The sequence below is a fragment of the Lysobacter panacisoli genome (assembly GCF_009765165.1).
In the GTDB taxonomy this organism is placed as follows: domain Bacteria; phylum Pseudomonadota; class Gammaproteobacteria; order Xanthomonadales; family Xanthomonadaceae; genus Lysobacter_J; species Lysobacter_J panacisoli.
In genome coordinates this window covers 2,425,023-2,448,632 of the sequence record NZ_VLNU01000001.1, presented here as the reverse complement: position 1 = coordinate 2,448,632, position 23,610 = coordinate 2,425,023, and the positions used below count along the sequence as shown (strand labels likewise).

The 23,610-nt window shown below is 67.4% G+C and carries 21 protein-coding genes; 11 read left to right on the top strand and 10 right to left on the bottom strand.

Annotation, left to right across the window (positions count from 1 at the left end; all coding sequences use genetic code 11):
* Position 1: 1 nt before the first annotated feature.
* From petA to FOF45_RS11450, 3 genes are all read right to left on the bottom strand, one after another.
* Entirely contained in the window at positions 2–619 is a 618-nt protein-coding gene (gene petA / locus FOF45_RS11460) for a ubiquinol-cytochrome c reductase iron-sulfur subunit (RefSeq protein WP_158984984.1), read from the bottom strand.
* A gap of 166 nt (positions 620–785) precedes the next feature.
* Positions 786–1,706, bottom strand: a complete 921-nt coding sequence (locus tag FOF45_RS11455) for a lytic transglycosylase domain-containing protein (protein ID WP_199244473.1) — start codon at positions 1,704–1,706, stop codon at positions 786–788.
* 144 nt (positions 1,707–1,850) lie between these two features.
* Positions 1,851–2,600, bottom strand: coding sequence for a lytic transglycosylase domain-containing protein (locus tag FOF45_RS11450; protein ID WP_425481957.1), 750 nt, complete (start codon positions 2,598–2,600; stop codon positions 1,851–1,853).
* Positions 2,601–2,779: 179 nt separating this feature from the next.
* On the opposite strand from FOF45_RS11450, the gene miaB reads away from it, so the two are divergent.
* The gene (gene miaB / locus FOF45_RS11445) at positions 2,780–4,174 is read left to right on the top strand and encodes a tRNA (N6-isopentenyl adenosine(37)-C2)-methylthiotransferase MiaB (protein WP_158984982.1); all 1,395 of its coding nucleotides are present in this window, start codon (positions 2,780–2,782) and stop codon (positions 4,172–4,174) included.
* 77 nt (positions 4,175–4,251) lie between these two features.
* Here miaB and FOF45_RS11440 read toward each other — a convergent pair whose 3' ends face one another.
* The 5 genes from FOF45_RS11440 to FOF45_RS11420 all read right to left on the bottom strand — a co-directional run bounded on the left by FOF45_RS11440 (position 4,252) and on the right by FOF45_RS11420 (position 9,710).
* On the bottom strand, positions 4,252–5,913 hold the full coding sequence (locus FOF45_RS11440) for an amidohydrolase (protein WP_158984980.1): 1,662 nt from the start codon (positions 5,911–5,913) through the stop codon (positions 4,252–4,254).
* Positions 5,914–5,980: 67 nt separating this feature from the next.
* Complete coding sequence (locus FOF45_RS11435) at positions 5,981–7,099, bottom strand: ABC transporter permease (protein ID WP_158984978.1); 1,119 nt, start codon at positions 7,097–7,099, stop codon at positions 5,981–5,983.
* Positions 7,096–8,028, bottom strand: a complete 933-nt coding sequence (locus FOF45_RS11430; protein WP_158987453.1) for an ABC transporter ATP-binding protein — start codon at positions 8,026–8,028, stop codon at positions 7,096–7,098. Before FOF45_RS11430 ends, FOF45_RS11435 begins: the two co-directional genes overlap by 4 nt.
* A gap of 23 nt (positions 8,029–8,051) precedes the next feature.
* A complete protein-coding gene (locus FOF45_RS11425; RefSeq protein WP_158984976.1) occupies positions 8,052–9,026 on the bottom strand; it encodes an HlyD family secretion protein in 975 nt (324 codons plus the stop codon).
* Positions 9,027–9,029: 3 nt separating this feature from the next.
* Complete coding sequence (locus tag FOF45_RS11420; RefSeq protein WP_158984974.1) at positions 9,030–9,710, bottom strand: TetR/AcrR family transcriptional regulator; 681 nt, start codon at positions 9,708–9,710, stop codon at positions 9,030–9,032.
* Between the two features lie 140 nt (positions 9,711–9,850).
* Between FOF45_RS11420 and FOF45_RS11415 the strand changes: the two genes are divergently transcribed.
* The 10 genes from FOF45_RS11415 to FOF45_RS11370 all read left to right on the top strand — a co-directional run bounded on the left by FOF45_RS11415 (position 9,851) and on the right by FOF45_RS11370 (position 20,160).
* Positions 9,851–10,084, top strand: a complete 234-nt coding sequence (locus FOF45_RS11415) for a hypothetical protein (RefSeq protein WP_158984972.1) — start codon at positions 9,851–9,853, stop codon at positions 10,082–10,084.
* 96 nt (positions 10,085–10,180) lie between these two features.
* Positions 10,181–11,164, top strand: a complete 984-nt coding sequence (locus FOF45_RS11410) for a PhoH family protein (RefSeq protein ID WP_158984970.1) — start codon at positions 10,181–10,183, stop codon at positions 11,162–11,164.
* A 37-nt stretch (positions 11,165–11,201) separates the two neighbouring features.
* Positions 11,202–11,681 carry an rRNA maturation RNase YbeY gene (ybeY, locus tag FOF45_RS11405; RefSeq protein WP_158984968.1) on the top strand — a complete coding sequence of 160 codons (480 nt, stop codon included), beginning with the start codon at positions 11,202–11,204 and terminating at the stop codon, positions 11,679–11,681.
* Positions 11,682–11,771: 90 nt separating this feature from the next.
* Complete coding sequence (locus tag FOF45_RS11400) at positions 11,772–12,668, top strand: CorC family transporter (RefSeq protein ID WP_158984966.1); 897 nt, start codon at positions 11,772–11,774, stop codon at positions 12,666–12,668.
* Positions 12,634–13,854, top strand: coding sequence for a lipoprotein N-acyltransferase Lnb domain-containing protein (locus tag FOF45_RS11395; protein WP_158984964.1), 1,221 nt, complete (start codon positions 12,634–12,636; stop codon positions 13,852–13,854). Before FOF45_RS11400 ends, FOF45_RS11395 begins: the two co-directional genes overlap by 35 nt.
* A gap of 38 nt (positions 13,855–13,892) precedes the next feature.
* The gene (gene corA / locus FOF45_RS11390) at positions 13,893–14,900 is read left to right on the top strand and encodes a magnesium/cobalt transporter CorA (RefSeq protein WP_158984962.1); all 1,008 of its coding nucleotides are present in this window, start codon (positions 13,893–13,895) and stop codon (positions 14,898–14,900) included.
* A 146-nt stretch (positions 14,901–15,046) separates the two neighbouring features.
* Positions 15,047–17,107: a carbon starvation CstA family protein gene (locus FOF45_RS11385; RefSeq protein WP_158984960.1), complete on the top strand. Its 2,061-nt coding sequence runs from the start codon at positions 15,047–15,049 to the stop codon at positions 17,105–17,107.
* Positions 17,091–17,315 (top strand): YbdD/YjiX family protein, encoded by a 225-nt coding sequence (locus FOF45_RS11380; protein ID WP_158987451.1) that lies wholly within the window; start codon positions 17,091–17,093, stop codon positions 17,313–17,315. The genes FOF45_RS11385 and FOF45_RS11380 overlap by 17 nt, the downstream gene beginning before the upstream one ends.
* Positions 17,316–17,566: 251 nt before the next feature.
* Positions 17,567–18,532, top strand: a complete 966-nt coding sequence (locus tag FOF45_RS11375; protein ID WP_158984958.1) for a hypothetical protein — start codon at positions 17,567–17,569, stop codon at positions 18,530–18,532.
* A gap of 17 nt (positions 18,533–18,549) precedes the next feature.
* A complete protein-coding gene (locus FOF45_RS11370; protein ID WP_158984956.1) occupies positions 18,550–20,160 on the top strand; it encodes a T6SS phospholipase effector Tle1-like catalytic domain-containing protein in 1,611 nt (536 codons plus the stop codon).
* Between the two features lie 81 nt (positions 20,161–20,241).
* Here the strand turns inward: FOF45_RS11370 and FOF45_RS11365 are convergent, their stop codons facing one another.
* Positions 20,242–21,483, bottom strand: coding sequence for a DUF819 family protein (locus tag FOF45_RS11365; RefSeq protein WP_158984954.1), 1,242 nt, complete (start codon positions 21,481–21,483; stop codon positions 20,242–20,244).
* A 40-nt stretch (positions 21,484–21,523) separates the two neighbouring features.
* Entirely contained in the window at positions 21,524–23,602 is a 2,079-nt protein-coding gene (locus FOF45_RS11360; protein WP_158984952.1) for a S9 family peptidase, read from the bottom strand.
* Positions 23,603–23,610 lie beyond the last annotated feature (8 nt).

Here is a 23,610-nt window from a genome sequence, read left to right as displayed (position 1 = left end):
CTTACGCCGCTCCCTTGTTCGACGGATCCACGCCGATCACGATCGTGGTGTCGTTCTCGTAGTAGTGCGGCGGCACGACCAGGTTGGTCGGTGCGGGCACGCCTTCGAACACGCGACCGGCCATGTCGAAGCGGGACTTGTGGCAAGGGCAGAAGTAGCCGCCCTTCCACTCCGGATCGAACGGCTCCGGGCGGATCTCGGCCTTCATTTCCGGCGAGCAGCCCAGGTGCGTGCACAGGCCGACCAGCACGGAGATGTCCGGCTTGATCGAGCGCAGCTCGCCGGTGATGTACGCCGGCTGCTGGTCCTTGTTCTCGGACTTGGGATCGCGCAGGTGGCCGTCCAGGGTCGGCAGTGCGTCGAGGATCGCCTTCGAGCGCTTGACGATCCAGATGGGCTGGCCACGCCACTCGAAAATCAGGCGCTGGCCTTCGGCCAGGGCGCTGATGTCGGCGGTCACCGGGGCACCGGCGAGCTTGGCTCGCGTGCTCGGATTCCAGGACTTGATGAACGGTACCGCCGCAAAACCGGCACCGACCGCACCGACCACGGCAGTGGTCGCGGTCAGGAACCGACGGCGGCCCTGGTTGACAGGATCGTGGACCCCTTGGTTGGCCATCCGGCACTCCGCAAAGCTGGATCGAAGTTACACCGCAGCGCCAACGCCACTGGCGACGGCTCGCGGCACAAAAGACGGGGAAGTGTAACGGAACGGTGAATGGCCCGACAATCCGCCGATGTTGCACAACGGGCCGGAAGCGCCGGCCCGGGGCGTCCGGGCGGCCTCAGCGCATGACCGCGGTCGCACCCCGGTAGCGGTCGGCGAGGACGCCCACCCGCTGGACGTAGCGCTGCGTCTCGCTGTAAGGCGGAACGCCCTTGTACTTGTCGACCGCGCCCTCGCCCGCGTTGTAGCCGGCGGCGGCGAGGGTCAGGTTGTTGTTGAAGCGCTTGAGCAGCCACGCCAGGTACTGCACACCGCCCTGGATGTTCTGGCTGGCGTCGAAGGCGTTGCTCACCCCGAAGCGCCGCGCGGTCGCCGGCATCAGCTGCATCAGGCCCTGTGCGCCGGCGCGCGAGAGCGCGTTCGGGTTGTAGGCCGACTCGGCGTGGATGATCGCCCGCACGATGGCTTCGTCGACCCCGTGCTGGCGCGCGGCGGCGGCGATCTCGGCGCTGTAGGCCTGGGTGTTGAGCCGCACGGTGCCGAAGTTCACGCCCGGCCGCACCGAACAGGCGTAGCAGGTCTGGATGTAGCTGTAGCGGATCGTGCGCACCGCGCTGGCGTTTGCCACGCCCGCCGGCTTGCGGCTGGTGTAATGGCGCACGCCGTCCTTGATGTAGGAGTACACCTGTCCCTGCACCACGCGCGGTCCGTTCTGCGCCGGCGCAGGAGCGGCGGCGGGAGCAGGCGCGGCAGGCGCGACGAGCCGGGTTGGCTCGGCGTGCGCGACGGCAGGCGAACCGACGACGGCGCTGGTCGAGGTGACGCTGCCCATCGCCGTGGCGGGCGCTTTGGACGCGGCGGCCGACGAAGTCGCAGGCGGCGCGGCCTTGCTGATGACGGTGCAGGTGGCGCCGGCGACGCGCTTGTTGACGTAACTGCGGCTGCCGTCCGGCGAATCGCAACGGTACAGGGTGCCGGCCACGGCGGGTGCCGCAACCAGCAGGCCTGCCATCCCCAACAGCAGCCAGCTCCCCCTCATGGCGGCGAGTGTGTCCTGTCTCCGTGACCTTCACAAGTCCTTGATCGGACTGGGGTGCGGGAAACGTGACCGCTCCCGCACCCTGCCCCGATCCGGCGGGATCCGGTGCCCGGTCCGCCCACTGCTCCCCTGTCCATCCTGTTCCTAGCGCGCCTTCGCGCTCCGGTAGCGTTCGGCCAGCACCGCCACGCGCTCGACGTAACGCTGGGTCTCGTCGTACGGCGGCACTCCTTTGTAGCGATCGACCGCGCCTTCGCCCGCGTTGTAGCCGGCGGCGGCGAGGGTCAGGTTGTTGTTGAAGCGCTTGAGCAGCCACGCCAGGTATTGCACGCCGCCGCGAATGTTCTGGCCGCTGTCGAACACGTTGGCCACGCCGAACCGGCGTGCCGTCGCCGGCATCAATTGCATCAGCCCCTGCGCCCCAACCCGCGAGATCGCGCGCGGGTTGTAGGCCGATTCCGCGTGGATGACGGCCCGCACCACCGCCTCATCCACGCCGTAGTCGCGCGCGGCGGCGCTGATCTCGGCCCGGTAGGCGTCGGTGTTGAGCCGGATCGTGCCGAAGTCCACCCCGGGCTGGATGGCGCAGGCGAAGCAGGTTTCCAGGTAGGTGTAGCGCATGCGCGTCACCCGCCCCATGCCGGCACGCCGCGCGGGGCGCTGACTGCTGTAGTGGACGACGCCGTCCTCGACGTAGGTGAAGACCTCGCCCTGGGCCGTGCGCAGGGAGATCGGAAAGTCGCCGGCGCCGGTCGCCGGGACGGGCGACAGCGGATCCCCGACCGTCGCGGTGCGCACGTAGCCCAGGTCGCGCCCCGGCAGGGACGGACGACTGGGTTGGGATACGCCGCTCGAAGCCCCCGGGTTCTGCGCGAACGCCGGCGCGAACGCCAGCAGCCACGCCAGTCCCAGCCATGCCAAGCCTGCCTTCACGGATTGCGGGTCCCGCCGGCGCGGTCGCGCGCCCTCTCTCCTGCCCTCGCCTCAGCAAACGCGGTCCGCGCCCTGCCCCGGCCTGTAGAATGCGCCCCCTCCGGCGCGGAATAACCGCCGCCCCTCCCGGATCGAGCCAGATGAGCCAGACCACGACCCCGGCCGCCAAGCGCGGCACCGACGACGCCGCGACGCCCCGCAAGCTCTTCATCCAGACCCACGGGTGCCAGATGAACGAGTACGACTCGGCCAAGATGGCCGACGTGCTCGCCGCCAGCGATGGCCTTGAGCTGACAGACAACGTCGAGGAAGCCGACGTCATCCTGATCAACACCTGCTCGATCCGCGAGAAGGCGCAGGAGAAGGTGTTCAGCCAGCTCGGCCGCTGGAAATCGCTCAAGCAGGGCGACAAGCCGGTGGTGATCGGCGTCGGCGGTTGCGTCGCGTCGCAGGAAGGCGAGGCGATCGTGAAGCGCGCGCCCTTCGTCGACCTCGTGTTCGGTCCGCAGACCCTGCATCGCCTGCCCGAACTGATCCAGGCACGGCGCGACACCGGCCTGCCGCAGGTCGACATCTCCTTCCCCGAGATCGAGAAGTTCGACCGCCTGCCCGAGCCGCGCGCCGAAGGCCCGACCGCGTTCGTCTCGATCATGGAAGGCTGCAGCAAGTACTGCTCGTTCTGCGTGGTGCCCTACACCCGCGGCGAGGAAATCAGTCGTCCGTTCGAGGACGTACTGGTGGAAGTCGCCGATCTCGCCGCGCAGGGCGTGCGCGAGATCAACCTGCTTGGCCAGAACGTCAACGCGTATCGCGGGCCGTTGGGTGATGGCGAGGTCGCCGACCTCGGCCTGCTGATCCGCACCATCGCCGAGATCGAGGGCGTGGGTCGCATCCGCTTCACCACCTCGCATCCGCTGGAGTTCTCCGATTCGCTGATCGAGGCCTACCGCGACGTGCCCAAGCTCGCCAACTACCTGCATTTGCCCGTGCAGGCCGGCAGCGACCGCGTCCTCTCGGCGATGAAGCGCGGCTACACCGCGCTTGAGTTCAAGCAGAAGATCCGCAAGCTGCGCGCGGTGCGCCCGGACATCTCGATCTCCTCCGACTTCATCGTCGGCTTCCCCGGCGAAAGCGACGCGGATTTCGAGAAGACCATGAAGCTGATCGAGGACGTCGGCTTCGACCAGTCGTTCTCCTTCATCTACTCGCGCCGCCCGGGCACGCCGGCCGCGGACCTGGAGGACAACGTCTCCAGCGAGGAAAAGCACGCGCGCCTCTCGCGCCTGCAGGCGCACATCAACGCGCACGCGCGTTCGATCTCCGATGCGATGGTCGGCAGCGTGCAGACCGTGCTGGTGGAAGGTCCGTCGAAGAAGAATCCGAACGAGCTGACTGGCAAGACCGAGAACATGCGCTCGGTGAATTTCCCCGGCAATCCGCGCCTGGTCGGTCAGTTCGTCGATGTCGTCATCACCGAAGCGATGAGCAACTCGCTGCGCGCACGCGTGGCGACGCAGGACGAGCCCGTCGTCTGAGACGCACCGGCACGTTCCGTGGCCCGGGTCCTTCAAGCGAATTCCGTCCGCGTTGATGCGCGGACGGCATCGCGACATCACTTCGCCGTGTAGACCGCCTTGCCGTCCACGTAGGTCGCCTGCACGGTGACATCGCGCAGCTTGCCCGGATCGATGCCCAGCGGGTCCTGCGTCAGCACGACGAAATCCGCGCGCTTGCCGGCTTCCAGGCTGCCGACTTCCGCCTCCGCGAAGCCGGCGTAGGCAGCGTCGAGGGTGAAGCCGCGCAGCGCTTCGAACGCGGTGAGCTTCTCCTGCGGATACCACCCGCCGGCCGGCAGTCCCTGCGCGTCGGTGCGCGTCGCGGCGGCATAAAGACCGAAGCGTGGATCGACCGATTCGACCGGGAAATCCGAACCCAGCGCCAGGCGCGCGCCACTGTCGCGCAACCGGCGCCATGCGTACGCGCCGATGATGCGCTCCGCGCCCACGCGGTCTTCCGCCCACGGCATGTCGCTGGTCGCGTGCGTGGGCTGCATCGAGGCGATCACGTGCAGTTGCGCCAGGCGCGGCAGGTCCTGCTTCGACAGAACCTGAGCGTGTTCGATGCGCCAGCGGTGGTCGGTCGCAGCGTCGTTGCCGAGCGCCTTGGCGTAGATTTCGAGCACGACGCGGTTGCCTCGGTCGCCGATCGCATGCGTGGCGACCTGCACGCCGCAGCGCTTGGCCTTGTCGACCGCGACGGCGATCTGCTCGGGCGACATCACCATCAGGCCAAGGTTGCCGTGGTCGTCGCTGTATTCCTGCAGCATCGCCGCGCCGCGACTGCCGAGCGCGCCGTCGGCGTACAGCTTCACCGTGCGCATCTGCAGGCGCCCGGACTTGTGGCGATACAGGCCGGTGCTGCACAGCGACGCCAGCGCTTCGCCGTTGCCGTCCGCCATCGCGGTGATGCGCAACGGCATCGCGCCGCGATCGGCCAGGCGCTGGTAGCGCTTGAGTTCGGCCAGGCTCACGCCGGCGTCGTGCACGCCGGTGAGGCCATGCTCGACGGCGGCTTGCATGCCCAGCGACAGCGCGCGTTCGGCGGTGGCTTCATCGAGCGGTGGACGGGCCTGGTCGACCAGCGCCATCGCGCCGTCGACGAAGATGCCGGTCGGACGCTTCGACGCGCCGCGTTCGATGCGGCCGCCGTCGGGCTGCCACTCGCCGGAGAGATCGCGCGTCACCGCGCGCATCGCGGCGGTGTTGGCCCAACCGGCGTGGCCATCGATGCGTTCCAGCCAGACCGGACGATCGGGGAAGGCCGCGTCGAGATCGGCCGCGCTCGGGAAGCGCTTCTCGGGCCAGTCGTTCTGGTCCCAGCCACGACCGATCAGCCATGCGCCATCGGGCAACTGCTTCGCGAACGCCTGCAGGCGCTGCAGGACCTCTTCCTTGCTCTGCGCCCCGACCAGATCCGCGCTGAGCATGGTCATGCCGAGCCCGGCCACATGCGCGTGTGCGTCGATCAGGCCAGGAATCACCGTGGCCGCGCCCAGGTCCAGTCGCTGCGCCTTCGGGTAGGACCTCAGCAGCGTGGCGGTATCGCCCAGCGCGAGGATGCGACCGCCGTCGTCGTAGGCCATCGCCTGCGCGGCGGGATGCGCCGTGTCGAGGGTGTGGATCTTCGCGGCGCTGAGCACTGTGACCTTCGCCGCAAACGCGGTTCCCGACATCGCCACCAGGGCCGCCGACACGGCCAACGCGAGCTTGCGCATCCCCTACCCCACATGTCCGAAAGTGTCCGGACTGTGCGCAAACCCGGCGCCGGAGGCAAGTGCGAAATCAGTCCAACCGCTTGCGGAAGCGCAGGATCGCGGCCGTCATCATCACCGTGGTGAACGCCAGCAGTGCCAGCACCTCCGGCCACAATTCCAGCAGGCCGGCGCCGCGCAGCATGATCCCGCGTATCAGCCGCAGGAAATGGGTCAGGGGCAGGACCTCGGCCAGCCACTGCACCACCTTCGGCATGCCCGCGAACGGGAACATGAATCCCGACAGCAGGATCGACGGCAGGAACACGAAGAACGTCATCTGCATCGCCTGGAACTGCGAGCGCGCCTTGGTCGAGATCAGCAGGCCCAGAGTGAGGTTGGCGAAGATCAGCAGCACCGCGGCGAAGTAGACGTCGAGCAGGCTGCCGCGTATCGGTACCTCGAACAGCCACACGCCCAGCAGCAGGATCACCGTGGTCTGCACCAGGCCGATCGCGGCATAAGGCAGGACCTTGCCGATCATCAGCTCCGAGCGCGACAACGGCGTGGCGATCAGCAGTTCCATGTTGCCGCGCTCGCGTTCGCGCACGATGGCGACGCCGGTGAACAGCACCATCGTCATGGTCAGGATCACGCCGATCAGGCCCGGCACGATGTTGATCGGTGAGCGCCGCTCCGGGTTGTAGAACGCCACCACGCTGATCTGTCCGACCGCGAGCTGCCCGGTGCCGTCGCGCGCCGGGCGCGTGTTCGCGGTGGCGCGATTGTCCAGCGGCAATTGCGCGAGTTGCACCGCCGCGCTCTGCACCACCGTGTCGCTGCCGTCGACCAGCACCTGCACGGCTTCGCGGCCCTCGTATCGGCGACGCTCGAAATCCGGCGGGATCACGATGCCGACGCTGATCTCGCCACGACGCAGGTGTTCCATCAGTTCCTGCGGCGTGCTCGCGGTGACGCTCGGATCGATCACACCGGTGGCGACCATGTCCATCACCACCGCGCGCGAGCCGGCGGTATTGGCCTGGTCGGCGATGCCGGTTTCGAGGCCGCGCAGATTGAGGTTGATCGCATAGCCGAACAGCACAAGCTGCATCACCGGGATGCCGACGATCATCGCCAGGGTGATGCGGTCGCGGCGCATCTGGCGAAGCTCCTTCGTCACGATCGCGAACAGGCGGCGCAGGCTCATGCGGCGCGCTCCTGCGCCGGCTCGGCGCGACCGCGCGTGGAGGAAACGAACACATCTTCGAGGTTCGGATGCGACGGCTCGACCTGCGCTTCCAGCCCCGCGTCGGCGAGCGCTCTGCGCAGGCGTTCCGCCGCATCGCCGTCGCGCTCGTTGAGCACGCGCAGCGTATTGCCGATCTGCGCCACGCTGAGCACGCCCGGCACGTTGACCAGAAGTTGTTGCGCCTTGCGCGGTTGTGCGGCCAGCACTTCCACGGTGCGTCCGCCCAGCGCGCGCGTCAGCTCGTCGGGCGTTCCGTCGGCGACGAGTACGCCACGGTCGAGGATGGCGATGCGGTGGCACCGCTCGGCTTCGTCCATGTAGTGCGTGGAGACGAGGATGGTCGTGCCAGCATCGGCGAGGTCGAAGAGCTTCTCCCAGAAATCGCGCCGCGATTCCGGATCGACCGCGCTGGTCGGTTCGTCGAGGAACAGCAGCTCGGGATCCTGGATAACCGCACCGGCCAGCGCGAGGCGCTGCTTCTGGCCGCCGCTCATCGTGCCGGCGAGTTGCTTCTGGCGATCCTGGAAGTGGTACTGCACGACGAGTTCGTCGATGCGCCGCGCAGCCTGTGCGCGCGGAATGTCCTGCACAGCGGCAAGGAATTCCAGGTTCTCGCGCACGGTGAGGTCCTCGAACAGCGAGAACTTCTGGGTCATGTAGCCGATGCGGCGACGCAGCTCCTCCGCCTGCTCCGGGATGCGCAGGCCGAGCACTTCGACATCGCCCTGCGTCGGCGTGAGCAGACCGCACAGCATGCGGATCGTGGTGGTCTTGCCGGACCCGTTCGGGCCAAGGAAGCCGTAGACGTTCGCGCGCGGGACGCTGAGGTCGACGTGATCTACCGCGACCAGTTCGCCGAAGCGCTTGGTCAGCCCGCGCGCGCGGATCGCCAGGTCGGTGTCGGCCACGGTTACTTCCCCCGCGCCGCGAACTCGACCCGCACCGGCACGCCGGCAGGCAGTTTCGCGGAATCGCCACCGGTGATTTCCACTTCGGCGAGGTAACTCAGCCGCGCCGCGTCCTTGCCGGTGAGCGCGTAGTACGGCGTGAAGCTGGGTTCATTGCGGATCATGCGCACGCGACCGGGCAGCGCTTGGTCGCGGCCATCGAGGAACACGCGCGCGTCGCTGCCGACCTGCACGTTCGCGCGGATCGGTTCGGGGACGTACACGCGCGCGTAGGGCTTGTCGCCCACCAGCATCACCGCGAGCGGCGCACCCACCGGGGCCTGGTCGCCGAGCCGGTACGGCAGGCTGTCGATGACGCCGGCGCGTGGCGCGATCAGGTCGAGCTTCTCCAGCGTGACCGCTTCGACCGCGGCCTGTGCCTGCGCCGCGGCGAGCGCGGAACGTCCCTGCGCGATCTGTTCGATGCGCGTGCCGCGTTCGAGTTCGAGCAGCGCGGCCTGCGCGGCGCGGACCTGCGCTTCGGCGTTGCCGGCGGCGGCGCGGGCGCGGTCGACGTCGGACGCGGCGACGAGGCGCTGGCGGCCGAGCGGTTGCAGGCGCGTGTAATACGCTCGCGCATCGGCGGCTTCGGCCTGCGCGGCGGCGAGTGCCGCGCGCGCGCGCGCGATTTCCTCGCTGCGCGGTCCGGCTTCGAGTTCGGCCAGCACGTCGCCGGCCTGTCGCGCCTGCGCCTGCAGGGCATCCAGTTGCGACTGCGTGCGCGTCAGCTCCAGCTGCAGCAGGCGGGTTCCCGCCTTGACCTGCTGGCCTTCGCGCACGTCGATGCGGACGATCTTCTCCGACGCTGGCGCGGGCAACGCGATGCGGTCCCATTCCAGCGTGCCCAGCGCCTGTGGTTGCTCGTTACCGCAGCCGACCAGCGCGAATGCGCTCAGCGCAAGGGCGAGAACGCGAGGGGTGTGTCGTGCCATGTCCATGTCTCAGCCCATGCCCAGGCCGCGATCCAGCAACGCGAGGGTGTGCCGGCGCAGCGCGTCGAAGTCGAGATCGTCCGCCTGCAGCAGACGACGCCAGATCGGCGCGCCTGCTGCGGGGAACAGCGTGAGTCCGACCAGCGACACCATCAGCAGACGCGGGTCGAGGTCTTCGTTGATTTCGCCGCGTGCCTGCGCCCGCGCGAAGCGCGCGGTCATCATCTGCGGCAGTTGCGGGCCGATGCGCTCGAACAGCACGTCGCGCAGCGCGCCGCCTTCGCACAACACCTCACGCACCCACAGCGGCGGCAGCCACGGATGCGCGGCGACCAGCCGGCCGACGCCGTTGACGAAGCCCGCGACCAGCCCGCACACGTCGTCGCCGGCGTTCAGCAGCGGCTCGCGCAACTGGTTGAATGCGGGCAGCACTCGCTCGGAGATGACCGCCTCCTTCAGCTGTTCCTTGTCGCCGAAGTAGTAGTGGAGCAGGGCCGGCGTGACGCCCGCTTCCACCGCGATCGCGCGCAGCGGCGTCGCCGCGATGCCCTCGCGGACGAAGCACGCGATGGCGGCGTCGAGCAGGCGCGCGCGCAGATCGGGACTGTCGGGACCGGGGCGGCCGGGGGCGCGGCCTTTCGACGGACGACCGGGGCTTTTACGCGGGGCGGACGGGGCTTTCGGACTCATGGCCAATATTTAATTGCGTGCTTAATTAGTTTTCAACCCCAAGCCGACGAGCGGTCGATCCCCGCCAGCCGCCCAGCCCTGCAACACGGCCCCGGCGCGTTCTGTCCTATCGTTTGCGGCGCCCCGACCGGAGCCCGCGCATGCCCTCGCCACGCCCCGCCAACCTGCTCCAGCGCAGCGCGCTCGCGTTGTGGTTCTGCGGACTGTCGGCGCTGGGACTGCTGCGCTTTTTCATGCGCGTCTCGCGTGATCCGAACGCGTGGACCGACACGGTGATGCAGGTGTGGCTGATCGGTTCGCTGCTGCTCGGTGCGATCGGCGCGTGGCTGTCGTGGCGTGCATTCGCTGCGCATCGGCGCGAACGTCGCCACTAGCCTTCCCTTTGCGAAATGCGCCTCGCGGGCGCAAGCTGTTTGCCCCCGGCGCGCACCCGCGCGTCCCGTGCCGACACGGAAAGACCGGTCCCCCCGATGACCCGAACCACGTCCGAATTCGTCCTTGAGCCGGCCGAAACCGAGCGCCTGGCCAACCTCAGCGGCCCCTTCGACGGCCACCTGCGCATGATCGAACTGCGCCTGGGTGTCGAGATCGCCAATCGCGGCAACATCTTCCGCATCGTCGGACCGCAGGACGCGGTCGGCAAGGCGGAACGGCTGCTGCGCGACCTTTGGCGCGATGCCGCCGAAGAAACGCTGACCGAACCATCGATCCACCTGCGCCTGACCGAGATCGACGCCGACAACGTCGCCAACGACGACGCCGAACCGCAGGAAGTCGCGATCCGCGTCAAGCGCGGAACCATCCGCGGACGCGGCATCAACCAGGCGAAGTACCTGCACGCGATCGCCACGCACGACATCAACTTCGGCATCGGCCCGGCCGGCACCGGCAAGACGTTCCTCGCGGTCGCCAGCGCGGTGGAAGCGCTGAACGAAGCGCGCGTGCAGCGGCTGGTACTCGTACGCCCCGCGGTCGAGGCCGGCGAGAAGCTCGGTTTCCTGCCGGGCGATCTGACCCAGAAGGTCGACCCCTATCTTCGTCCGCTCTACGACGCGCTGTACGAGATGCTCGGCGTCGAGAAGGTCGTCAAGCTGCTCGAGAAGAACGTCATCGAGATCGCGCCGCTGGCTTACATGCGCGGACGAACGCTTAACGATGCGTATGTGATCCTCGACGAAGCGCAGAACACCACGATCGAGCAGATGAAGATGTTCCTGACCCGCATCGGCTACGGCAGCACCGCCGTGGTGACCGGCGACCTGACCCAGATCGACCTGCCCAAGCACCAGAAGTCCGGCCTCAAGGACGCACTGGACGTGCTGCGCAACGTCAACGGCATCAGCTTCACCTTCTTCGAATCGCGCGACGTCGTGCGCCACCCGCTGGTGGCGCGCATCGTCAACGCCTACGACGCGCGCGACGCGCAGGACGCGGCCACCGGCCCGTCCGCCTGATCGCGAATCGATCCTGCGAATCCGAGCGACCTCCTCCATGACCCGCGGCCCCACTCGTCTAGACGTCGCCATCAATTACGCCGTCCCGCGCACCGGCATTCCTTCCGCGGTCAGTTTCCGCAAGTGGGTCGCCGCTGCATTGGAAAGCCGCATCCGCGAGGCCGACCTGGCGATCCGCATCGTCGGCACCAAGGAAGGCCGCGCGCTCAACCACCATTACCGCGGCAAGGATTACGCGACCAATGTGCTGAGCTTCCCGGCGGAAATGCCGGAGGGTCTGCCCAAGGGCGTGAAGATGCCGCTGCTGGGCGACCTGGTCATCTGCGCGCCGGTGGTGGCACGCGAGGCCAAGGAACAGAAGAAGGCGGTCGCGGCGCACTACGCCCACCTCACCGTCCACGGCGTCCTGCACCTGCTCGGCTGGGACCACGCGGACGAGAAGGAAGCGGTGTGCATGGAGCAGCTGGAGCGCGAGATCCTCGCCTCGATCGGCTTCGACGACCCTTACCAGGACTGATCGCGGCCTCGCGGGGCCGTCGAGCGCGTGGGACCCATCCGCGCTAGACTGGGTTGTCGCCCCATCCCCCCGGGCGCCTTCAAGAACCCAATGTCCGAGGACGACAGTAGTAGCTTCCACCCGGCCGAGCTGCACGAGAAGCGCAGCGAGAAGCGCCATCCGGAGAAACCGCGCTCCTGGCTCGAACGCATCAGTTCGGCCCTCTCCGGCGAACCTTCCTCCCGCGAAGACCTGGTCGAGCTGCTGCGCGATGCGCAGGCCGACGGGCTGATCGCCGCCGACACCCTGCGCATGATGGAAGGCGCGATCGCCGTGTCCGACCTGACCGTGGGCGACGTGATGATCCCGCGCTCGCAGATGGTGTCGCTGCCGGCCGACGGCAAGTTCCTCGAACTCATGCGCGAAGTGGTCGAATCCGGCCACTCCCGTTTCCCCGTCCACGGCGAGCACAAGGACGAGATCCTCGGCGTGCTGCTGGCCAAGGACCTCCTGCGCGGCGTGGTCGCCGACAACGGCCCGGGCACGATCCACGAGCTGTTGCGCCCCGCCGTACTGATCCCCGAATCCAAGCGCCTGAACGTGCTGCTGCGCGAGTTCCGCCAGTCGCGCAACCACATGGCGATCGTGATCGACGAGCACGGCGGCGTCGCCGGCCTGGTCACCATCGAGGACGTGCTGGAGCAGATCGTCGGCGAGATCGACGACGAGCACGACGACGCCGAGGATCCCGACGCATTGATCGCCGCGCAGGCCGACGGCCAGTTCGTGGTCGATGCGCTCACGCCCATCGCCGATTTCAACGAGCGTTTCGGTGCCGACTTTGACGACGACGAATACGACACCATCGGCGGCCTGGTCACGGCCGCGATCGGCCACCTGCCCGAGGCCGGCGAGGAACTCACGCTCGGCCGCTTCGTGTTCCGCGTCTCCGGCGCCGACGCGCGCCGCGTCCATGCCTTCCACGTCGGGGTGCTGGGTGACGCCTGAGTCGCGCGTACGCGCGCCGCTGCCGTCGTCGCTGCTGGTCCTGCTGTTCACGCTGCTGTCGCTGTTCGCGGGCATCGCTTCCGCGACGACGCCGCGCGTGGGCGTGGTCACGATGCAGCCGGGCGAGATCTTCTTCGAGCGTTTCGGCCATAACGCCATCGTCGTGGTCGATCCCGACAGCGGCGCGGCGACCTCGTACAACTTCGGCTATTTCGATCCGACCGAGCCCGACTTCATCGGCCGCTTCGTGCGCAACGACATGCGCTACCGGCTCGCCGCGCTGCCGTTCGAGCAGGACCTGATGCAGTACCGCGAGGAAGGCCGCGGCGTCAGCGTGCAGTGGCTGGACGTGACGCCCGAACAGGCGCGCGAACTCGCCGACGCGCTGGCCGAGAACGCCAAGCCCGAAAACGCCTACTACCGTTACCAGTACTTCGACGACAACTGCTCCACGCGCGTGCGCGACGCGCTCGATCGCGTTCTCGACGGCGGCCTGCGCCGGCAGATCGAAGGCCGTTCGCACGGCAGCACCGCACGCAGCGAGGCGGTGCGACTGGCCTCGCCGGCGTGGTGGATGTGGCTGGGCTTCGACATCGGCCTGGGGCCGTCGTCCGACCGTCCGTTGCCGGTGTGGGGCGAGTCCTACGTGCCGATGCGCTTGGCCGCGGCCCTGCGCGAGGTGAAGAACAGCGAAGGCCGGCCGATCGTGAGCGAGGAACAGCTCGTGCTCCCGCATCGCCTGCCGCCGGAACCGCAGGACGGCCCGGTGCGCTGGTGGCCGTGGGCGCTGGCGGGCATAGCGCTGGGCGTGCTCATCGCCTTCGCGGATCGACGCGCGCCGCGCGCGACCGCCGCCGTCGGCCTCGCCTTCTGGCTGCTCTGCGGCGTGCTCGGCGCGGTGATGCTGTTCATCTGGTTCGGCACCGGCCACACCTACGGCTGGACCAACGCGAACCTGCTGCTGTTCACCCCGCTGGGCTGGCTTCTGCTGCCGGGCGCGTGGCGTGCCCTGCGCGGACGCGATCCGGGCGTCTGGTTCCGCCGCCTTCTCGCGCTCATTGCCGCTGGCGCGGTGCTGGCGCTGTTCGTGTACTGGCTGCCGGTGCTGCCGCAGCGCAACGCGCACTGGATCGCGCTGCTGCTGCCGATCCACCTCGGCCTGCTGCAGGCGTTCCGCACGCGTTGAGGCTTGCCGTGCCCGCCATGCGCGGGCACGATTCGCGCATGAACTCCCCCGCCCCCGACCGCCACGGCCTGCCGCAATGCGTGGTCAACTGCGCCGTGTACGAACGCGGCGGCGCCCGTCGCGAAATCGGCCTGGACGAGATCAGCGACGTCCTCGCCCACGACGGCGACAACTTCATCTGGGTCGGCCTGTACGAGCCGGAAGACGCGATCCTCGACAAGCTGCAGGAAGAATTCTGCCTGCACGATCTCGCCGTCGAAGACGCCCAGAACGCGCACCAGCGTCCGAAGATCGAGACCTACGGCAATTCGCTGTTCATCGTGGTCCACACCGCGCAGAGCGTGGACAGCCACATCCGCTTCGGCGAGAGCCACATCTTCGTCGGGCCGCGCTACCTGGTGACGGTGCGCCACGGTGCATCGACGAGCTACGCGCCGGCCCGCGCGCGCTACGAGCGCGACGCCGACGACCTTCCGCACGGTCCGGGCGCGGCGCTGTACACCGTGCTCGACCTGATCGTCGACAACTTCATGCCGATCGTGCAGGAATTCAGCCAGGACTTGAACGAGCTGGAGCAGGACGTCTTCGCCGAGGAGTTCCGCAGCGAAACGGTCAAGCGCCTGTACGACCTCAAGCGCGAACTCACGCGCCTGCGCATGGCGGTCTCGCCGCTGCAGGACATCCTCGGTCAGCTCACGCGCACGCGCACGACCCTGATCGACGACGAGAGCCAGCTCTATTTCCGCGACGTGCTCGACCACGCGGTGCGGCTGAACGAAACCACCGACACCCTGCGCGAGATGCTGACCGCGGCGATGAGCGTGAACCTGTCGCTGGTGACGATCCACCAGGGCGAAGTGGTCAAGCGCCTCGCCGGCTGGGCCGCGCTGCTTGCCGCGCCAACCCTGATCACCAGCTGGTACGGCATGAACTTCACCCACATGCCCGAACTCGACGGCCGCTACAGCTACTGGATCATGATCGGCCTGGTCGCGCTGGTATGCGTCGGCCTGTTCGTGCTGCTGCGCCGCGCCAAATGGCTGTGACGAACGCCCCGGAACCGCGCAAGTCCATGTAAACGCTCGGGATATGCGCGCCGCTTAGACCAAAGTCTCAGGCGAGTTGACGCATTGCGCATTGACCCGGCGGGCAAGCCGGCGCGACCCTTCGGTGATCCTAACGGAGGGGTGTCATGAAAGGTCTGTCCTGGCTCGGCTGGGCCGCCCTTGCGGTACTGGCGGCGTTCTGCATCGGCACCATCGCCCTGCACCGTGGCGAAACCATCAGCGCGATGTGGCTGGTGGTGGCGGCGGTGTCGGTGTTCACCATCGCGTTCCGTTTCTACGGTCTGTACATCGCGCGCCATGCGCTGGTGATCGATCCCTCCCGCGCGACACCCGCGTGGCGTCGCAACGACGGTCTGGATTATGTGCCGACCGCGAAGAGCATCGTGTTCGGCCACCACTTCGCCGCGATCGCCGGCGCGGGGCCGCTGGTCGGCCCGGTGCTGGCCGCGCAGATGGGCTATCTGCCCGGCACGTTGTGGATCCTGTTCGGCGTGGTCCTGGCCGGTGCGGTGCAGGACATGCTGGTGCTGTTCTTCTCCACGCGTCGCGATGGCCGCTCGCTGGGCGAGATGATCCGCGCCGAGATGGGCCCGTCCGCGGGCGTGATCTCGATGATCGGCATCCTGATGATCATGGTGATCCTGCTGGCGGTGCTGGCGCTGGTGGTGGTGAAGGCGCTCGCGGAAAGTCCGTGGGGCACGTTCACCGTCGCGATGACGATCCCGATCGCGATCCTGATGGGCCTGTACCTGCGCTACTTCCGACCGGGCCGCATCCTCGAGGTCTCCGTCATCGGCTTCGTCCTGCTGCTGCTGGCGATCTGGGGCGGTGGCGTGGTCGCCGCGCACCCGACGTGGGGCCCGGTGTTCCACCTCAAGGGCACGACGCTGGCGTGGCTGATGATCGCCTACGGTTTCGTCGCCTCGGTCCTGCCGGTGTGGTTCCTGCTGGCGCCGCGTGACTACCTCTCGACGTTCCTGAAGATCGGCACCGTGCTGATCCTCGCGCTCGCCATCGTCGTCGCGATGCCCGACCTGCAGATGCCGGCGATGACCAAGTTCGTCGACGGCACCGGCCCGGTGTTCTCGGGCAAGCTCTTCCCGTTCCTGTTCATCACCATCGCCTGCGGCGCGGTGTCGGGCTTCCATTCGCTGATCAGCTCGGGCACCACGCCGAAGATGATCGCCAGCGAGGGCGACATCCCGATGGTCGGCTACGGCGGCATGCTGATGGAGGCCTTCGTCGCGATCATGGCGCTGATCGCCGCGTGCGTGCTGCAGCCGGGCGTGTACTTCGCGATGAACGCGCCCGCCGCGTTGATCGGCACCACCGCCGAATCCGCCGCCGCCGCGATCTCGAGCTGGGGCTTCGTGCTCACGCCCGAGGTGTTGACCGCGACCGCGAAGGAAATCGGTGAAGGCACGATCCTCTCGCGCACCGGCGGCGCACCAACGCTCGCGGTGGGCATGGCGCAGATCCTGCACGGACTGATCCCGGGCGAAGGGATGATGGCGTTCTGGTACCACTACGCGATCCTGTTCGAAGCGCTGTTCATCCTCACCACGGTCGACGCCGGCACGCGCGTGGCGCGCTTCATGATCCAGGAACTCGTGGGCCTAGCGTACGAGCCGATGAAGCACACCGAAAGCTGGGTGAGCAACGTCGTGTGCACGCTGATCGCGGTCGCGCTGTGGGGGTACTTCCTCTACCAGGGCGTGGTCGATCCGCTGGGCGGCATCAACACGCTGTGGCCGCTGTTCGGCATCGCCAACCAGATGCTCGCTGGCATCGCGCTGGTGTTCTGCAGTGTCGTGATGGTGAAGATGAAGCGCGAGAAGTTCCTGTGGATCCCGCTGATCCCGACCGCGTGGCTGCTGATCTGCACGCTCACCGCGGGTTGGCAGAAGCTGTTCCACCCGGATCCGAAGATCGGCTTCATCGCCAACGCCCGCAAGTTCGCCGACGCCGCCGCGCGCGGCGAGGTGCTGGCGCCGGCGAAGTCGATGGACGACATGTCGCGCGTGATCTTCAACAACTACCTCGACGCGGGACTGTGCGCGCTGTTCGTCGCGGTGGTGCTGGCCACGGTGTTCTTCGGCCTGCGCGCCGCGTTCGCCGCGCGCCGCGCCAACACGCCGACCGCGAAGGAGACCGACTATGTCGCGCTCGATGCCGTCGCCCGCTGACGCTGGCCGGCTGGCCCTGGACCTGCTCGCACGCTGGTGGCGTGCGAGCTGCCAGACCGCCCGGCTCGCGATCGGCATTCCCGACTACGACGTGTACGCCGCCCACGTGCGGCGCAACCACCCGGACCGCGAACCGATGACCCGCGATGAGTTCTTCCGCGAGCGGATGGATGCGCGGTATGGGAAGGGGCGTAGTCGCTGTTGTTGAGCACACATTGATAGGTTGGGCAAAGGCGCCGCCCAATGGGACGGCGCCTTTCCTTTTGGGCCCTCCCTCCCGCATTCGACGCTCCCGCAGTGGACTCGATCGATAAAGGAGCCGACGCGATCCGTGCCGAAAGCGCTGCAGGCCCACGGACAAGACTTCGTCTGATTGCCCGAACCCGCGCGATGCGGTGATCTCTGGGGCATAAGCCGCGCGCAGCGGCGCGTCTACCAGAGGCGGGAGCGGCAGTGAGGGTGGAGATCATGATCTACGCGGCGGTGGCGCTCAGCGCATCGCTATCGCTGGGCGTACTGGTCGCGTTCTTCTGGTCCGAAGGGCGATGGCGTGAACGGGATCGCGCGCAGGCGGAATGGCTCAGGAGTCTCCGTCCGCATTCTGTCGAGAAGCCTTCTACGGCAATACAGCCAGAGCACTCACCGATTCCGATCCAGCGTCGCCCGTTCCACGAGGCGCTGTGGGAGGACTGCCCGGAACTGGCGCCGTCACCGCGCGCACGCCCTGTCGTGCAGGAGCTGGAACTGGCGGCGCATCGCCGCAATGAGGAAAGGGAGAACGACGAAATGAAGCTGAAGCACCTGGCTGCGGCCGCGAGTCTGGGACTGGCTGCGTGCGCCCATCCGCTCACCGCCGCAAAACCACTGCGTCGGGATTCTTCCGAGATGGTGCCGTACTCCGAGGAGTACTTCGCGGCGGTGCGCGCGGAGATGAACCTTCAGCCGGTGAAGTGGCCGTTGAAGTTCAAGCGGCACAATTTCGGCGCGTGGTGCTACGACACTCAGTATTGCAGCGTCTGGTATGGCGGTCTGGAAAGCGGCAGCGAGAAGCCGTCACCACCTTCCTCGAAGTACGGCCCCGGATACCTTGACCACTGGATGGGCGGGTACGGCGTCGATAACTTCCCGCCCCCGGCCGAGGTGAGGTGGCGTTCGAAGGACGGCACCGAGCACAAAGCCAAGATCGATATAGGAGAGATCTTCAAGGACCGGTTGATCCGGCACAACGTGCCGCGCGAGGAGATCGTCGAACAGCCCGACGGCAAGTTGGTCCTTGATCCGCACATCCTGCTGGAAGTCAACGACCGTACGATCCGGGTCTACATGCGGCAAGGGATTCCGCTGAAGAGGCAGGTCGAGGTCGCAGGTCATATGCGGAGAGACTGGCGCGACGACCTGATTCTGGTCAAGACCTATACCTACTGACACAAGGAGCGTGATACATGGGCGGCATCGTTTCCGGCGGCACGTCCCGCCAGGCCACTACGCAGGATCTGGAACTCTACGAGCGGATGCGGCAGCAGCAGGCGCAACAACCCGTGCCGCTGCTGCACAGTCGCAGCAACCTGCACGAGTATCTGTTCGTCGCGCTGTTCGATGGCACCGGGCAGGATGTCAACGACCCCAAGCAACTGCCGACCAATATTGGAGAGTTGTGGAAGCAGGTTTACGAACCGAATCGTGATCCGACCAATCGGATTGGTGCGCACTACGAAGCCGGCATCGGCACACAGAAGAATCCGATCACCCGCATGGTTGATGGCGCTGCCGCCTACACTTGGGACGACAAGATCGAGGGGATGTACCGGGCTCTGGCCGATCAAACTTGGAAGTGGCAGCAGCAAGACCCACAAGCACAGATCCGCCTCGCCGAAGTCGGCTACAGCCGAGGCGCAGTGCTGGTGCCGGGACTGGCGCGACTGGTGGACGAGTACGGCATCGTCCATCCCGATCAACTGAGGTTCGGCCGCGACGCCCACGGCAACCTCACGGTCAAAACCCCGCACCCGCCGCTGATCCCACCGGGTCAGGTCGCACAAGCCGTCGGCCTGTTCGACCCGGTCGCGACGAACATGCCTGAGAACTACGACACACGCCTGCCGCCGTCGGTCGTCTCAGGCTTCTCGCTGATCGCACGTGACGAGCAGCGTGAGTTGTTTCCGCACCAGACCATCCTCGACCCGCAGCGTTCCGCCGCTGGCCGCTTCCTCAACATGCCCGTCTCGGGTGGTCATTCCAACGTCGGCGGTGGCAACCGCGCCGACGGCTTGGAAACGCTGGCCTTCAACGGCATGGCCGACTACCTCAACGCACTGAGCGACCGGCCGTTATTCGAGCATCGGCCGGTGCCGAGCAACCCGGTGCAGTACACGATCCATCAAACCCAGGGCGCAACGGCGGTATGGGGCGTTCGGATGGACCACGATGGCCAACGCAACCTGCGCTCGGAGTTGGCCAACTGCAAGATCGTCGATCCGTGCCGCGACGCGGAACCGGTCGATCTGCAGCTGGCCCGGCAGTTCCAGTGGCACCATGTAGAACCGTTGGCCATCGAGCACTTGCCCGCATTGCCGCAAGCCATCTCGCATCGCGAAACGCCCGCCATGCCGGAACGGTATCGTGCTTCCGACATGCCGAATCAGGGCTCCGATCGTGCGCGCACTCCGCAAGCGTGGTCAGTACCGTCCAAGGGCGAAACCGACCTCGCACCGCCGACCTACCTCGATCCCGCGCACCCGAACCATCCGCTGTTCCGCGAGCTGCGGGATAAGTTGCCGGCCGACACGAGCGATGAGAAGGTGGCCGAGCTGACGCTGGCGGCAAGGCAAGGCGGTGTGCGGCCGAATCAGGTGGAATCGGTTCACGTCCACGACGGTAAGGCCTGGGTGCTGGGCTCATTCCTGTCTGACGGCATGGTCGATCTGCGCACGCCTGCACCGCCTCTCGCCGAGACTATGGAGAAGGCCGGCGCGTACGAGCAGCAACATCAGGCGCGCGTGGCGCAGTGGCAGGAGCAGCGGCAACAGTCGCAGTCACACGGGCGATCGATGTGAATTCGACCCGCCAGGGGCACCGCTCCAACGGAGAGCGCCCGCGCGCGTCGCGGGCTCAGGTGCGTTAGGGCAACGCCGGACTCACTCCGCCAGCGAACGCAGGATCAACCCCAGCACGTACGCCAGTCCCGTACCCGTCGCATAACCCAGCGTGCCCAGCAGCGCGCCGACCGGTGCGAGCGCGGGATGGAAGGCCGAGGCCACGACCGGTGCGGAGGCAGGACCGCCGATGTTGCTCTGCGAGCCGATGGCGAAATAGAAGAACGGCACGCGTAGCAGCTTGCCGACCAGCCACAGCAGCGCGATGTGGAATGCCAGCCACACCAGTCCCAGCAGGTACAGCCACGGCCGGTCGAACAGCGCGACGATGTCCATCTGCATGCCGATGCTGGCGATCAGGAAATACAGCAGCAGTGTGCCGATGTTCGATGCGCCCGCGCCTTCCAGCGTGCGCGCGCGGGTGAAGCTCAGGCCCAGGCCGACGAAAGTGGAAATCAGCACCACCCACACGAACGGTTCGTGCAGGCTGACCGTGCGCGCCCAGCTCACGTTCGCGCCGAACCACGTCGACAGCGGCGACGCCAGCGCGTGCGCCAGGCCGACGGTGCCGAAGGCGATGCCGATGATGACCATCAGGTCGGTGAGCGTCGCCACGCGGCTGTGCTGCGCCTTGAACGCGGCGAGCTTGTCCTTGAGCTCGTCGATCGCGCGCGTGTCGGCGCCGCTACGCGCATCGATCGCGGCGGAGCGGCCGGCGAGGAAGATCAGCGCTGCCATCCATACATAACCCACGCCGACATCGACGACCGCGAACTGCCCGAACGTGGTCGCGTCGACCTGGAAGATCTCCTTCATCGCCAGCATGTTCGCGCCGCCGCCGGTCCAGCTGCCGGCCAGCGCGGTCATGCCCGCCCAGGTATCGCCCGCGACGGTTTCCGGATGCACCGCCTGGAACAGCAGGAACGCGAGGATGCCGCCGAGCACCACGCTGATCGACGCGGTGGCGTACATCGCCACCAGCTTCGGCCCGAGCCGCAGCACGGCCTTCAGGTCGATCGACAGCGTCAGCAGCACCAGCGCCGCCGGCAACAGCACGCGGCTGGCGACCGGGTTGTAGAGCTTGCTGTTGGCGCCGTCGATGACGTCGAACGTGTTGAACAGGCCCGGGATCAGGTAGCACAGCAACAACGCCGGCACGATCGCGTAGAACTTGCGGAACGACGCCAGCGAGGACGTCCAGAACACCGCCCCGAGCGTGGCGGCGATCAGCCCCAGTACCACGATGTCGTTGGTGATCAGCGCGGTACTGGGAGCTTCTTGCATCGTCGGGTTCCGTTGGTCGTGCGGTCGTGTCGGACGTCGCTTACTGGCCGATGTGCTGCTTCAGCCAGGCGTTGACGGTGTCGTGCCACTGCACGCTGTTGGCGGGCTTGAGCACCCAGTGGTTCTCATCGGGGAAGTACAGGAACTTCGACTCGATGCCCTGGCGCTGCAGCGCGGTGAACGCGCCGATGCCCTGCTCCACCGGGATGCGGAAGTCCTGCTGGCCGTGCACGACCAGCATCGGCACGCGCCAATCCTTGACGTGGTTGACCGGGTTGAACTTCTCGTAGTTCGACGCCTTGTCGATCGCGGTGCCGCCCTGTTCCCACTCGGTGAACCACAGTTCCTCGGTGGCGAAGCCCATCATGCGCTGGTCGAACACACCGTCATGGTTGACCAGGCACTTCCACGGCCCAGATGCAGGCGTGTGCCAGTTGCCGGCGATCCAGTTGACCATGAAGCCGCCGTAGCTCGCGCCCAGCGCGCAGGCCTTGTCGCCGTTGAGGAAGCCGTACTGCTTCTGCGCGGCGGCCCAGCCCTTCTGCAGGTCTTCCAGCGGACGGTCGCCCCAGTGCTGGCTGATCGCGTCGGTGAACGCCTGGCCGTAACCGGTGGAACCGTGGAAGTCGATCATCACCACTGCGTAGCCCTGGCCCGCGTACGTCTGCGGATTCCAGCGATAGCTCCAGCCGTTGCCGAAGCTGCCCTGCGGGCCGCCGTGGATCAGGAACGCGACCGGATACTTCTGGCCTTCGACGTAATTCCACGGCTTGACCACGTAGCCGTGCACGGTCTCGTTGTTCCAGCCCTTGAAGCTGAACTGCTCGAAGTCGCCGAAGGACACGTCCTTGAGCGTCTCGCCGGCAGCGGCGGTGATCGCACGCAGCGGCGCGGTCGCATCGGCACTGGTGGTGTAAAGCACATCGCCGCTCTTGAGCGAATTGCGCGTCAGCGCGAGCGTCGGGCCAGCGAGGTCGAAGGCGGACACGCTGCCGTCGCCGACCAGCTTCTTCACTTCGCCGCTGGCGATGTCGATGGCGAACAGCGGGTGCTCGCCCATGTCGGTGGCGGTGGTGTAGATGGTCTTGCCGTCGTTGGCGAGCGTGATGCCGTCGGCGGAGCGGTCCCACTTCGGCGCGATCTCACGCAGCTTGCCGCTCGCGAGGTCGAGCGCCATCAGGCCGAAGCGGTCGGCTTCGAAGCCCGGGCGCTTCATCGCGCGGTAGTACAGCGTCTTGCCGTCGGCGCTGAAGGTCGCGCCGGTATCCCACGCGGGATTGGCGGCGGTGAGGTTCTTCGCGCTGCCGGTGCCGTCGGCGGCGACCTGGTACAGGTCGAAATTGGTCGAGGTGGGTTCCTTCGCGTCGGCGATGCGTGCGTTGAACACCAGCGACTGGCCGTCCGGCGACCAGGTGTATTCGCCGCTGTCGCCGAACGGACGCGACGGCACGTCGCCGTTGACGTCACCGCTGACCAGCGTCGCGGTCGTCGCCGGCTTGTCGCCGAGCGTGGCCACGAACAGGCGGTTGAGGCGGCCGTCGTTCCAGGCGTCCCAGTGACGGATGAAGATGCGGTCGAACACCATGCCGGTGTTCTTCTGCTTGCCGCGCTCGTCCATGCGCTTCTGCGTGCAGGCGAGGTCGGCCTTGCAGTCGGCGAAGGTTTCCAGGTTCAGCGCGACGCGCTTGCCGTCCGGCGACAGCTTGAAGCCGCCGACGTCGGTCGTGAACGCGGTCAGCTGCTTCGGCGTGCCGCCGCTGGTGGCGATCGCGTACAGCTGCGAGCTGCCCGACTTGCCGCTGAGGAAGTACACCGTCTTTCCGTCGGGCGAGAACGCCGGCGAGTTGACGTTCCAGCCTTCCGGCGTGAGGCGCACCGGCGGCGCGGCATCGCGCGCGAACAGGTCTTCGATCCACAGGGCCGTCGCCGACTTGTTGGCGGCCAGATCGGCCACGCGCTTGGCGAAAACCACGCGACGACCGTCCGGCGACAGCGTCGGCGAGGACACGCGGTCGAGCGTGGCGAGGTCGCGCACTTCGAAGCCGCGTGCGGCCAGTGCGGACGTGGAACCGCAGGCCAGCATCAGGGCGAGCGGAAGGACGGCGTGGCGTGGAGTCATGGGTGTTT